The following is a 13,252-nucleotide window of genomic DNA, read 5'->3' on the forward strand; positions in this document are numbered from 1 at the left end:
ATTGCAATTAAGTAAAGTTACAATTCTCTGCATTTTTATTTTGCAATTAACAACTAGAGGCGAAGTATTCCTATCACTTCTGATGATTCGTTAGATTAAAGGGCGATATATATCATTCCAGTAAGGAATCATCTCTTCTGAAAAAATATAAATAAAATCATTAGAAGATAGGTTTCCTAAATTATCTAATGCAATTCCAAACTTGAAATATATTTTATAGTTTCTGTTTATAAAATACTCTTCATTTTTTAAACTATCCAATTTAGAACCGAATTTTGATAACAATTTATTATCAATAAAAACTTCCTCTTTACAATTTAAGGCTAGTTGAATTAACTGTCCTTTTTCATTATACATTGCTTGACTATTCGTCCTGTTTTCTGTAGTTATACCCTTTTTTTTATTCTTGCTTATTTTTAAAGGAACTCCCCATATTTTTTCAATTTCACTCAGTTGCATGCCGAATTTCAATAATCCAACAGATTGATACGGAGTAATTTCATATTTTAAGTTTATTAGCTGATTATCAATACTTCTGAATTGAAAAGCTAATTTTATATCTTTCTCGTAAATATTTTTTTGGTTATCTGAATAAATTGTTAATTGAATTCCATCATCAGGAAAATCTAAACCGTAAATCGACATGTTATACTGAGGAAATATATAACATCCATCAACAAAATACGGATTTTCTTTGAATAAAAATTGCTTTGATTCATTCATTAAATCAATTTTTTGATTATTCAAGAAAATAACATCTGGATTGTTCACAGAAATACTTACTAAAACATCATCTACAAAATGAAATATATATTCATCTTGATATAGAAAAAATTCTTTTCCATTGACATTTTTCTTATCCAATTCACCTATGATATTTTTTAAATCTGAAGATGTCATAGATAGCTTTACTTCGTTTATCCCGATTTTGGGTAATATTTTTAACTCTCTTCTCATACCTTCTACCTCATCTGCAATATTTTCTTGTTAATCTTTTTGTTCTGCATTGGTTATATATCCATTGTCTCCTGCGTATTCCAACATTTCTCTTATTCCATCATTAAATTGAGAACCAAATTTTCTTTGTACGTCTCGTATGTCAATTTCCATCGCTTTTCCGAATTTCCCACTATCAATCAATTCCTTTTGGTATGCTCTCCATTGTTTCCCTTTGTTATAACTTCCCCAACTAGCTGTATCAAGATGATCGGGAGTAGGCATCCAAATTGCTGGTCCTTTCGCATAACTTACTGGAGAAACTGAGTTTGCAGGCATATGATGTACCTGACCTCCTATGTTCGTTGCTCTAACACTAGCATAGGAACCGCCTTGTTTTAAACCAAAAATATCAATATAAATATTAGGGTCACTGACATATCCATAGAGCGTAGGATTCCCACCCGCAAGCCCAATAGGGTCTGGCTGCGTATACATACCCATACTAGGGTCGTAATAGCGGAAGCGATTATAATACAAACCACTGCTCAAATCGTGGTACTGCCCTTGATACCTAAACGGAATGAAATCCTGCTCACCAGTGAACTCCACCATTCGTCCATAAATATCAAGCTCAGCTGACCAAACCTTTTTACCTTCTTCATCATAGGCTTTTACAGGCGTTCCAAGATAATCACTAATAATACTGTAATTACCTTCATTCGTAATTTTAGCTGAAGGAATGAATCCATTGTTAAATACCCATGTGACTAGATTATCTGGTATTTCTGAGTCGTTCTGTGATGAATACTCATCTATATTTTCAAATATATCTGAATTATTATACAAGAAATACTCATGTAGGATAGTATTCCCATCCCATACGAATTTCATTGTATTTTCGTCAGAACTTTTCTTTATTCGTCTACCTAGCGAGTCATACTTAAAAGTAACTTCTGTGTTGTCTGGTTTGATGACCTTCGACATCATACCATTGCCATAGTATTCGTACTTCCACGTATCACCGTTCTTCTCAACCTTCTGAACAAGATTACCTTCTTCATCATAAGAGAATGTTGCCTCTCTCGTTTCAAGCAATCTACTTCCAGCACCATAAACACGATCTGTCTTTTCTTTAGTTTCATACAAATTCCCTACATCGTCTACACTACGGTGTAAGAAGTCAAATTGATCGCCTTGATTGGAACAAACGAGGTTACTAAATTCATCATAACCATAAGTAACTTTTACACCTGTTAACTCGTTAACCATGCTTCGTAAGCGACGATTGACATCCCAATTATACACGCGTCTTCGTGTGTCACGATTTTGACTACTTATGCTGTGATGTGTCGGTCTACCCGTTGCATCATACTGCCATTTGCTAATGACATCCCCTGGTAAGATTCTCTCAATCTCTTGACCAAGTTCATTGTACTGCATGGATGCTGTCCATTGTTCTTGCTCTGAGCGAGAGGCTGTGATTTGTGACACATTTCCCATTTCATTTCGAGCGACATCGATTTTTGCACCTAAGCTACTCGTAATCTGTGAACGGTTGCCTAATTCGTCATAACTGCTTGAAATCCAATGGTCATTTTGCCATTCCTTGATCACTTGTCCAGATGGGTCTCGCTCCAGTTTTACTTTCACATGCTCATTTTCAGTCTCAATTAACGAACCATTTTTGTCATAGCCAAACGTTTCCCAGGTGTCATCGTAATAATCAGCTCGAATGATATTCCCTAGACCATCATGTTGATACGCTGTCCAACGATCACCCGGACGTTGAATTCTCTGAACTAAACCAGCCAGACTTCGCTCATACGTTCTTTCAATCTCATCAAAGCCGACTTCCTTAATGATATTGCCTTTCGTATCACGTTCAAACTGATACGCTTCGCCTTTTTCATTGATGACAGCGGTTAACTGCTCTTCTGTATTTATTGGTATTATCAATAGCCTTTTTATGGCAAAATTATATCACTTTAGTATTTAGTTTTTTAGAGTGAGCATAAACAAGAAAAACATATGTAAAAAGGTTTATGCTCCTCTTTAACATATGTTTTTTGAATTTAATATCACTTTATCATCAGAGATCTAATATGGAACTTGTTATTGTAGGACCCTGTTTCTATCTCATGCTATACTAGTTCATCCGTACAGAACTATTTTTATTTTTGAGAATCTTTGATTATCGGAACAACTTGTACAGCTATCGGGTAAAATAATTTTTCATTATAGCTTAGTACCTCTTCAGGCCAATAAAATTTTTGAAGACGTTTGTTATATCCAACTTCTTGAGAATCTACTACTTTCATACCAATATTACAATGACTAGAAATATGTTTTTTCAATAATTTCCCTATTAACTTAGCTGACTCACTTTTACTTGGATTCCAGATAAAACTTGTATGATTGACTTTTTCATCATTTTTTTCGTATACATTATTCTTTTCGTAAAGGTTAAGAATATAAATAAAATCATGCTTATCTTCAATATATGGTCTAGTATTTAATGATCTAATCTTTTTATCAAAATTTTCTTTTGTACCAATTGAAATAGCCATATCCTTATTTAAATAATCATTTTCATTTAACAATTCACCAAATTTTAGACCTTCCTTATGATAATTAATATCTTCAAAAAAGATCAAATCATTTTTTGATAAAAAATCGTTGATAAGATGAACTATAAAACTTCGTTTAGCTATTATATCTAGTTCCATTTTATATAAATCTCCTACAAATTATTTTTTCTTACAAAGTGTACCCGAACTTTTATTATTATGCTCTGGGTGATTATAGGATCTAAACTCCACTGGATCAGCTACATTATGTTTTCCCCGTACATTGTTCAAATCGTCAAGTGCTTGCTGTTCTCTTTTAATAGGTGATCCATCTTTTTTTGTTTTCCCGACATTACCCCACTTTTTATTACCATCAGCATCTCTATAAATTATATCTGGTCGTCTACCTTGTTTATTACCTCCTGGCGTTTCAATAAGCGTTTCCTGTCTTCTTCCTCCACCATTTAGAACTGTACCACCATTTGCCTCGACTTCATCGCCCCAAGCCTTTATCATTTCATTATGTGGTCCTTTACCATCTGTCTTAGGTCCTCGTTTAGCTAATCCAAATGGATCAATCCAAATATTTGGATCATGTACATAACTATAAAGTTTAATGCCACCAGATAAACCAATCGGGTCTGGCTGTGTATACATTCCCTCACTTGGAGAGTAGTATCGGAATCTGTTGAAATATAATCCTGTCTCAACATCTTCATACTGTCCTTGATAACGGAATGGAATAAAGTTTTTCTCACCTGTAAATTCATTCACTCTACCGTAGATATCAAGCTCAGCCGACCAAACTTTATTACCTTCTTCATCATAAGCTTCGACAGGCGTTCCTAGATAATCACTAATGATGCTGTAATTACCTTCATTCGTGATTTTAGCTGAAGGTACGAACCCATCGTTAAATACCCATGTGACTAGATTATCTACTATTTCGGAGTCAGTCTGTAATGAAGATTCAACTAGATTTTCAAATTTCTCTGAATCATTCTGCGTGAAACACTCATGTAGGATAGTATTCCCATCCCAAACGAAACTTGTTGTTTTCTCGTCAGAACACTTCTCTATTCGTCTACCTAGCGGGTCATACTTAAAAGTAACTTCTGTGTTGTCTGGTTTGATGACCTTCGACATCATGCCATTGCCATAGTACTCGTACTTCCACGTATCACCATTCTTCTCAAATTTCTGAATCAGATTACCTTCATCATCATAAGAGAATGTTGCCTCTTTCGTTTCAAGCAATCTGCTGCCTGCACCATAGACACGATCTTTCTTTTCTTTTGTTTCATATAAATTCCCTACATCATCGAAACTTCGGTGTAAGAAGTCAAATTGACCGCCTTGATTGGACCAGACGAGGTTACTGAACTCATCGTAACCATAGGTAACCTTTACACCAGTTAACTCGTTTACAATGCTTCGCAAGCGCTGATTGACGTCCCAATTATATGCGCGTCTTCGTGTATCACCGTTTTGACTACTTATTCTATGGTGTGTTGGTCTACCTGCTACATCATACTGCCACTTGCTAATGACATCTCCTGGTAAGATCCTTTCAATCTCTTGACCAAGTTCATTGTATTGCATTGATGCTGTCCAAAGGGCTTGCTCTGAGCGAGAAGCCGTGATTTGCGACACATTACCCATTTCATTACGAGCGACATCGATTCTTGCACCTAAGCTTCTCGTAATCTATGAATGGTTGCCTAAAACTGATATTAACTTTTTAAATTATAAAAAATAACTATTTTCTGAATTTAGGCGACACCATGTCTCAATGTCTCAAAACTTTAATATCAAAGTTTCGAGCGATTTCGGTAATAAACAAGTAAAAAAACTTAATTCCAACACAAAAACATATGTAAAGAAAGACTTATACGTCTTTTTTACATATGTTTTTTTAATCTTTATTAAATCCATTAAATAACACAAAAGACTTGTAATACTGTTGTTTCTTTATTTTTATATTATTGTTGGTTAAAACTCACTTCTTTATTATATCTTAATATTTACGTTCTTCTTCTTCATCATCTAGTATATGATTAAAAAAGTCAGAAAAATTCTCCCATACATCTGGCTCGGAAATAAAATCTTGCTCCTCTAATTTAGTTATTTCTACAGAATCTAGCCAAATGATTGATGGTTTGTTTTCTGTATCCATAACAATAATACTTTCATCTTGTTCAGCAATAACAACAAACCTACTCGGTAAACCAACGGCCTCTCTAATTCTCAAAGTTTCTCCAATAAGATTTGTTGAATCAGAAAATAAAAAAGAATGTATATTTTTCCCTCCAACATCTCCTCCACTGTAGAAACTAGATACTTCACGAAAATCATTAGGTAGTTTTATTTGAAGATCATATTCGATTTTATCCAAGTAATCATTAGAAATTCCATCAATATCGTATAAAACTCTGTATTTATTTAGCAATTCATTCATATCATTCATTATATTTCCACCTCTTCTAAAAAATTATGATTTACATCGGGTTTTCCAATATTCTCGTGTATCGACATCAAATTTCGGCCTATTTATCGGATAATTAGGATGTGGTTTATTTCTCCCAAATTGACTATGCAATATATCTTGCCCATACTTTCCAACACCATGATAACGAGTACTTGCTTCTACTAATGCTCCTCTCGAATCTTGACCTAGATGATGTAATGTTGCAAAACTACCATCCGATAGTTGTGGTGCTTTTCCGTATTTATTTGCCGCATCCCTATTCGTCATACCAATATACCTTTTATCACCTGCACTTCTAATTTCATCCCAATTAATATCATCTCTTTGATACACATCATATGTTTGTCTAGTTCCCTTTGGTCTTGTTGCAGTCCAAATAACTTTTTTCCAATTTATCAAGCCAAACGGATCCAGCTCCATGAGAGGGTCACTAACATATCCATATAACGTTGGATTATTCCCCGCTAGCCTAATAGGGTCTTGTTGTGTGTAAATCCCCTCACTTGGTGAGTAATATCGGAATCTGTTGTAATATAATCCGATTTCCACGTCTTCATACTGCCCTTGATAACGGAATGGAATGAAATCCTTTTCACCTGCAAACTCTATTACTCGCCCATAAATATCAAGCTCAGCCGACCAAACCTTTTTACCTTCTTCATCATAAGCTTCGACAGGCGTTCCAAGATAATCACTAATAATACTGTAATAACCTTCATCCGTAATTTTAGCAGAAGGTACGAACCCATCGTTAAATACCCATGTGACTAGATTCTCTGGTATTTCAGACTTATTCTCTGAGGAATACTCAACTGGATTTTCTAATTTATCTGAATCATTCTGCAAGAAATACTCATGTAGGATAGTATTCCCATCCCATACGAATCTCATAGTTTTCTCGTTAGAACTCTTCTCTATTCGTCTACCTAGCGAGTCATACTTGAAAGTAACTTCTACCTTGTCTGGTTTTATGACCTTCGACATCATGCCATTGCCATAGTATTCGTACTTCCACGTATCACCATTCTTCTCAACTTTCTGAATCAGATTCCCTTCATCATCATAAGAGAATGTTGCCTCTCTCGTTTCAAGCAATCTACTTCCGGCACCATAGACACGATCGGTCTTTTCTTTCGTTTCATACAAATTCCCGACATCATCAACACTGCGGTGTAAGAAATCAAATTGACCGCCTTGATTGGACCAAACGAGATTACTGAATTCATCGTAGCCATAGGTAACTTTTACACCCGTTAACTCGTTGACCATACTTCGTAATCGATGATTGACGTCCCAATTATACGCGCGTCATCGTGTATCGCGGTTTTGACTACTTATTCGGTGGTGTGTTGGCCTACCCGTAGTATCATACTGCCATTTGCTGATGACATCCCCTGGTAGGATTCTTTCAATTTCTTGACCGAGTTCATTGTACTGCATTGATGCTGTCCAATTTTCTTGCTCTAAACGAGAAGCCGTGATTTGCGACACATTCCCCATCTCATTACGAGCGACATCGATTTTTGCACCTAAGCTACTCGTAATCTGTGAACGGCTGCCTAATTCATCATAACTACTCGTAATCCAATGGTCATTTTGCCACTCCTTGATCACTTGTCCAGATGGGTCTCGCTCCAGTTTTACTTTCACATGCTCATTTTCAGTCTCAATTAAAGAACCATTTTTGTCATAGCCAAACGTTTCCCAGGTATCATCATAATAATCAGCTCGAATGACATTCCCTATACCATCATGTTGATATGCTGTCCAACGATCACCTGGACGTTGAATTCTCTGAACCAATCCCGCCAGACTTCGCTCATATGTTCTTTCAATCTCATCAAAGCCAATCTCCTTGACGATATTACCTTTCGCATCACGTTCAAACTGATACGCTTCGCCTTTTTCATTGATGACAGCGGTTAACTGCTCCTCCGTATCATAGGTGAATTTAACTTTCTTTCCACCTTGTTCTCGAGCCTTCAAGCTGCCAAGAATGGTGTAATCAAAGGCTACTTGCGTATGGTTATCTTTCGCAAAAACAACATCATCATAGGCATCGTACTTTAATTGAACGTCGTTACCATCTGGAAGATTTGCCCATACAAGGCGATTCAAGTTATCATAACGGAATTTCTCTGTGGCCCCTAGAGGATAAATACGCTTATAAGTACGTACAATTACGTTCGAATAACCATGTACATTTTTGCTCACCAATGTATATTACAACTTTACTTGGAGTGGCGAGCATGATAGCCTTGTTCGGCTAGCCAGCCCTTGTAGTAGCTGGGTTTTGGCTGCCGATTCATGCGAGTAGAGGTCTCCATGTCAAGTTGTAATTATTCATACACATGAATAGAGAAGTACATTTTGAGCGAAAGTGTACATGCTTAGACAAGCAAAAATGTACATCTCGATGCGGACATTTATACTAGAGGATTGGTCGTTGTTGTGCAGTTACCACGACGGTCATAAGTCCTTGTCGAACTCGTCCCGTCTGGCAATGTTACTTGACTCAGGTTCAGATCAGCATCATAAGCTAAGCTTTAGTTAGATTTATATCAACATTCTTTTTAAGTTTAGGTCTTTATTACGAAAGATTAAAAGGGCAATAAAATCCTTTTAAATGGATTTATTGCCCTTGTTAAATTTAACTTCAAATCTTTTAATACACTAAAGATCTGTTACAGAATAGATTCCCTATTGTATTTTCTTATCTATGGTAATTCTATTGACGTTACAACCTTTAGCAAAATGTGTTTTATCAGTTTTTTAGAATACTATCTAATCTAATTTTTAATCCATATCTGCCACATTAAAGTTGTATCTTTCATCTTCGCGTGGATCATTAAAACCTTCAAATTCATTTACTTTAACAAGAGAAAACAAAAAACCAAAATTCGCATTAGGATAATCTAATTTATTCTTACGTGCATAGCCCTTTATAGATACCGAATATTTACCAGAAGATACATTATACCCAAATCCAGAATTTAATGTAATTCCATCTAATGTTTGATACGATACTTCATCATTTCCTATAAATTTATTTTTATCGAATTCATAAAATAAACCCATACTAGCAATCCATAATGTATCTTGAACTTCAATATTGAAGTCATGATATACTAATTTTTCCTCCCATTCATCGTCAAATGATTGATTATAGTTATCAAGCTTGATTACATATTTTATAGAGTCTATGGGTAAAAAAGGAATCCATATACCTTCAGTAAGTAAAGTTAAATATCGATTATGATTATCCTGAAAATTCTTTAATAGTTTTTTTGACCTAACTTTTTTTTTTTTAAAAAAATCTTCTAATACGTCTAATGAAAATAAACAAATGCCGTAACTTGAGACAGTTAAAACTCTATCCATAATAATATCTCCTTTTCTTCTATTTACAAGGAATTTTCCCATTTGAATGTAACTCTTTTATTTTATCTAATGCTTCTGCAGGGGTTAAATTTTCGAATAACCTATCATCAGTGTATGGTATTTTCAAATAACCTTTAACGTCAATATCTTTGTATGCTTTAGCAGCTTTGTCAAAAAATTCATCAGCTGTTCCAGTATATTTTGAACCGTGATAAGGTATTCCTTCTTCTATAAGTTCTCTATGCAATTTTTTGTGAAGATCTGCTGTTCCAGCTCCTTTATCTGGATACCATGCAATCGAAGTTTTTTGGCTTAATTCTGTAATACCTAAAGCCCCAGCTATTGATCTCGGCATCAAATGATGACCCATACCTGTTCAGCAACATTTTCAAAATATTCATGAATATGAATTACTCTATGGTAAGCTCCAGGTTGTAAACTATTTCGATCTAAATGTTTCAAAATAACCCCATTATCTGCACTAATATTTCGGGAAAGACATATGAGAAAAAGGTCTTATTAAGGTAAATAAAATTCATTAAAAAGAGTAGCAATAAAACCCTGCTCGGGATTTAAGCTACTCTTTTTATTTGCTATATAAACATTACCAACCTAGAATTTTATCAAAAAGTTGATATCCATATTCTACAACCCATGCTTTATTCTAATTGAGAACATTCATATAACAAATTATTTTTAAAGTCATCCGCAGACACCCTTACAACTTCTGGATTTTCTGGTACTTTAAATACAACCACATACGTTCCATCATCTGACATATTGGGTAATATTTCTTCTAAAAGTGTATTTAAATATATTTTTTGTGGTTTACAGTTTTCCCATTCATCTCCTATACATTTCATAGCGTACTCTTTAAATGGCCAAATAGGCATTGAAAGATTTCCCTCTTCATCTGAAGTTGTAACAAACCCATCATTTAATTTCAAAGACCACGCCTCTTCCCAGTCTGCAATACGTTTTACAGAGTAAATATATCTATCTCTAGCTGATTTTTTTATCATAGCTTTAAACTCTGGACTTGATTCAAATCCTCCACTCATATTAAACTCCTCATTTCTTCTTTTTTATTAAACAAGGTGCTTTCTTACTCGCTCCTTCTTTATTTTTTCTTCCTTTGTCGTCAAGTACATGTTGATTTTTATGATCCTGAATAACTTTAAGATCCGAGTGCATATAATCATAACCTTTGTCTGACTCATATCCATACCAATGAGCTAATTCAAAGCCTATAGGATTACGCACATTTCTAATAACTTTTCCATTTCCTCTTTTCTTCCCTAATCTATTTAATTCTTGTCGCATCCAGCCTCTAACATATCTTGGCTGCTTCGGATCATTGACCAGTGCTTTTAACCTTTGCTGTTTCTTTCCTCGACCAGCAGAAAGACCAAAAGGATCTATCCAAAAATTAGGATCACCAACATAACTATATAACGTCGGATTATCTCCCATAGATCCAATTGGATCTTGCTGAGTATAAATCCCTTCGCTTGGAGCATAGTATCGGAAATTATTGTAGTAAAGCCCTATCTCAATATCCTCATATTGACCTTGATAACGGAAAGGAACGAAATCCTTTTCACCAATAAGTACTTTAACTCGTCCATAAATATCTAATTCACCTGACCAGACTCTACTTCCTTCTGAATCATATGCTTCAACAGGCGTTCCAAGGTGATCTGTGATAATACTAAATTTCCCTTGTTTCGTGAGTTTAGCAGACAGTATGAATGTTTCAGGATCGAATATCCAAGTTACAAGACTTTTAGGAATTCCACCCGAATCATGATTTTCAATGTTAGTAGATGTACTTCTAACATTCAGGTCACTAGCATCGTCAACCCATTCATGCAAAATCGTATTCCCATCCCACACGAAATGAGTAGTTTTTCCCTCACAACTCTTTTCAACACGCCTACCTAATGGATCATACTTAAACGTAACTTCCTTAACCAAGTTGCTCTTTGAAAAAAGAACAACTTTAGACATCATCCCACTGCCATTGTATTCGTACTTCCACGTATCGCCATTATTCTCAACTTTCTGAATCAGATTACCTTCATCATCATAAGAGAATGTTGCCTCGCTTGTTTCAAGTAATCTGCTTCCCGCACCATAAACACGATCTGTCTTTTCTTTCGTTTCATACAAATTCCCGACATCATCGACACTGCGGTGTAAGAAATCAAATTGTCCGCCTTGATTGGACCAAACGAGGTTACTGAATTCATCGTAACCATAGGTAACTTTTACACCTGTTAACTCGTTGATCATACTTCGTAAGCGATAATTGACATCCCAATTATACAGGCGTCTTCGTGTGTCACGATTTTGACTACTTATGCGGTGATGTGTCGGTCTACCGGTTACATCATACTGCCATTTGCTAATAACATCCCCTGGTAAGATTCTTTCAATTTCTTGACCGAGTTCATTGTACTGCATAGATGCTGTCCAATATTCTTGCTCTAGACGAGAAGCCGTGATTCGTGACACATTGCCCATTTCATTACGAACGACATCTATTTTTGCCCCCAGGCTACTCGTAATCTGTGAACGGTTGCCTAATTCATCATAAGTGCTCGCAATCCAATGATCATTTTGCCATTCCTTGATCACTTGTCCAGATGGGTCTCGCACCAACTTTCCGTTAACATGTTTATTCTCAGTCTCCATTAACAAGCCGTTTTTGTCATAGCCAAACGTTTCCCAAGTGTCATCATAATAATCAGCTCGAATAACATTCCCTAGACCATCATGCTGATATGTTGTCCAACGATCGCCTGGACGTTGAATTCGCTGAACCAATCCTGCCAGACTTCGCTCATACGTTTTTTCAATATCATCAAAGCCGATTTCCTTGATGATATTCCCTTTCGCATCACGTTCAAACTGATACGCTTCGCCTTTTTCATTGACTACAGCATTTAACTGTTCTTCTGTATCATAGGTGAATTTAACTTTCTTCCCACCTTGTTCTCGTGCTATCAAGCTGCCAAGAATGGTGTAATCAAAGGCTACTTGCGTATGGTTATCTTTCGCTAAAACAATATCGTCATAGGCATTGTACTTTAATTGCACGTCGTTACCATCTGAAAGATTTGCCCGTACAAGGCGATTCAAGTTATCATAACGGAATTTTTCTGTGGAACCAAGTAGTTATCGGTAAATTCCACCCAGACCTATCGTACTTGCTGTGTCAACCAAAAAGTAGATTTTTCATGGGAATAGCTTGAAGATATGCGCATCCATCTCGCTCTATCCCCATACCTTCATAAGTATTTATCGAAGAAAAAGTACTGTCGCAGCATTGCTGGCAGTTACCAAACACAAATACCCACCGCACTAATATGTAAAAGTTTATGAATCATTATTCACAAACGCCTTAATTGCAGATTCTAGAGGGAGTGGTTGCTAATATTTAAAAATCCCTGCCTCAGATGAAGCAGGGGAGTAAATATACGGAATAAGATAATCTCTTTTCTGACAGAAAAATACAATGAATTGGCTCAAAATTTTTTACATATACTCTAACATTTTTAATAGTCAAACAATTCATTAGCCAGTTGAGAAATTTTTTGAACAGCATCTTCAATATGATTTTGTTCATCAAAAGAGTATTTATCTTCGTTAAAATAAAAGTAATTACTTATATCTACAAACGATAATGCAAGTTTTTTGGGAACAACATCTAAATTCTTATATTCGACTATTAATAACTGCATCGCTGTGACTAATTCATTAAATCTATCCTCATTCAATCCTTCACCTCTTCTTAATTGTATTAAAATTGAATCCTCTCCTAAAATATTTTCATAAACAAAATTTAAAGCTTCATTCTTATTCATAAAAATCT

12 protein-coding genes and 1 pseudogene are annotated in these 13,252 nt (G+C 35.4%); all 13 read right to left on the reverse strand.

Features of this window, described 5'->3' with window-relative positions:
- Window positions 1-90: 90 nt before the first annotated feature.
- Window positions 91-957 (reverse strand): hypothetical protein, encoded by an 867-nt coding sequence (locus FJQ98_RS18335; protein ID WP_053596518.1) that lies wholly within the window; start codon window positions 955-957, stop codon window positions 91-93.
- A 30-nt stretch (window positions 958-987) separates the two neighbouring features.
- Window positions 988-2,895, reverse strand: coding sequence for an RHS repeat domain-containing protein (locus FJQ98_RS18340; protein WP_053596519.1), 1,908 nt, complete (start codon window positions 2,893-2,895; stop codon window positions 988-990).
- 215 nt (window positions 2,896-3,110) lie between these two features.
- A complete protein-coding gene (locus FJQ98_RS18345) occupies window positions 3,111-3,665 on the reverse strand; it encodes a hypothetical protein (protein ID WP_053596520.1) in 555 nt (184 codons plus the stop codon).
- Window positions 3,666-3,686: 21 nt separating this feature from the next.
- Window positions 3,687-5,159, reverse strand: coding sequence for an RHS repeat domain-containing protein (locus tag FJQ98_RS18350; RefSeq protein WP_158003088.1), 1,473 nt, complete (start codon window positions 5,157-5,159; stop codon window positions 3,687-3,689).
- Between the two features lie 364 nt (window positions 5,160-5,523).
- On the reverse strand, window positions 5,524-5,973 hold the full coding sequence (locus FJQ98_RS18355) for an SMI1/KNR4 family protein (RefSeq protein ID WP_075807322.1): 450 nt from the start codon (window positions 5,971-5,973) through the stop codon (window positions 5,524-5,526).
- A 24-nt stretch (window positions 5,974-5,997) separates the two neighbouring features.
- Window positions 5,998-6,414, reverse strand: coding sequence for an HNH/ENDO VII family nuclease (locus FJQ98_RS27680; protein ID WP_484502698.1), 417 nt, complete (start codon window positions 6,412-6,414; stop codon window positions 5,998-6,000).
- Window positions 6,403-7,275: pseudogene (locus FJQ98_RS27270) on the reverse strand (RHS repeat domain-containing protein); the annotation flags it as partial. The gene FJQ98_RS27680 and the pseudogene FJQ98_RS27270, both read right to left, overlap by 12 nt.
- Window positions 7,276-7,302: 27 nt before the next feature.
- Window positions 7,303-8,208, reverse strand: a complete 906-nt coding sequence (locus FJQ98_RS18365; RefSeq protein WP_201406493.1) for a hypothetical protein — start codon at window positions 8,206-8,208, stop codon at window positions 7,303-7,305.
- 582 nt (window positions 8,209-8,790) lie between these two features.
- Window positions 8,791-9,375 (reverse strand): hypothetical protein, encoded by a 585-nt coding sequence (locus FJQ98_RS18375; protein ID WP_201406494.1) that lies wholly within the window; start codon window positions 9,373-9,375, stop codon window positions 8,791-8,793.
- A gap of 19 nt (window positions 9,376-9,394) precedes the next feature.
- A complete protein-coding gene (locus FJQ98_RS18380) occupies window positions 9,395-9,733 on the reverse strand; it encodes a glycoside hydrolase family 26 protein (protein ID WP_143115028.1) in 339 nt (112 codons plus the stop codon).
- A gap of 301 nt (window positions 9,734-10,034) precedes the next feature.
- Window positions 10,035-10,436 carry a DUF2750 domain-containing protein gene (locus FJQ98_RS18385; RefSeq protein WP_053596523.1) on the reverse strand — a complete coding sequence of 134 codons (402 nt, stop codon included), beginning with the start codon at window positions 10,434-10,436 and terminating at the stop codon, window positions 10,035-10,037.
- A 10-nt stretch (window positions 10,437-10,446) separates the two neighbouring features.
- Complete coding sequence (locus FJQ98_RS18390; RefSeq protein WP_053596524.1) at window positions 10,447-12,477, reverse strand: RHS repeat-associated core domain-containing protein; 2,031 nt, start codon at window positions 12,475-12,477, stop codon at window positions 10,447-10,449.
- A 458-nt stretch (window positions 12,478-12,935) separates the two neighbouring features.
- Window positions 12,936-13,244: a hypothetical protein gene (locus tag FJQ98_RS18395; RefSeq protein ID WP_053596525.1), complete on the reverse strand. Its 309-nt coding sequence runs from the start codon at window positions 13,242-13,244 to the stop codon at window positions 12,936-12,938.
- Between the last annotated feature and the right edge of the window lie 8 nt (window positions 13,245-13,252).

This window comes from Lysinibacillus agricola (genome assembly GCF_016638705.1).
In the GTDB taxonomy this organism is placed as follows: domain Bacteria; phylum Bacillota; class Bacilli; order Bacillales_A; family Planococcaceae; genus Lysinibacillus; species Lysinibacillus agricola.

What these genes read in the sequence shown, in the direction of transcription:
- FJQ98_RS18335 (WP_053596518.1), bottom strand. Translation starts at nt 957, where the DNA reads ATGAGAAGAGAGTTAAAAATATTACCCAAAATCGGGATAAACGAAGTA.
- FJQ98_RS18345 (WP_053596520.1), bottom strand. Translation starts at nt 3,665, where the DNA reads ATGGAACTAGATATAATAGCTAAACGAAGTTTTATAGTTCATCTTATC.
- FJQ98_RS18355 (WP_075807322.1), bottom strand. Translation starts at nt 5,973, where the DNA reads ATGAATGATATGAATGAATTGCTAAATAAATACAGAGTTTTATACGAT.
- FJQ98_RS27680 (WP_484502698.1), bottom strand. Translation starts at nt 6,414, where the DNA reads ATGGAGCTGGATCCGTTTGGCTTGATAAATTGGAAAAAAGTTATTTGG.
- FJQ98_RS18375 (WP_201406494.1), bottom strand. Translation starts at nt 9,375, where the DNA reads ATGGATAGAGTTTTAACTGTCTCAAGTTACGGCATTTGTTTATTTTCA.
- FJQ98_RS18385 (WP_053596523.1), bottom strand. Translation starts at nt 10,436, where the DNA reads ATGAGTGGAGGATTTGAATCAAGTCCAGAGTTTAAAGCTATGATAAAA.
- FJQ98_RS18395 (WP_053596525.1), bottom strand. Translation starts at nt 13,244, where the DNA reads ATGAATAAGAATGAAGCTTTAAATTTTGTTTATGAAAATATTTTAGGA.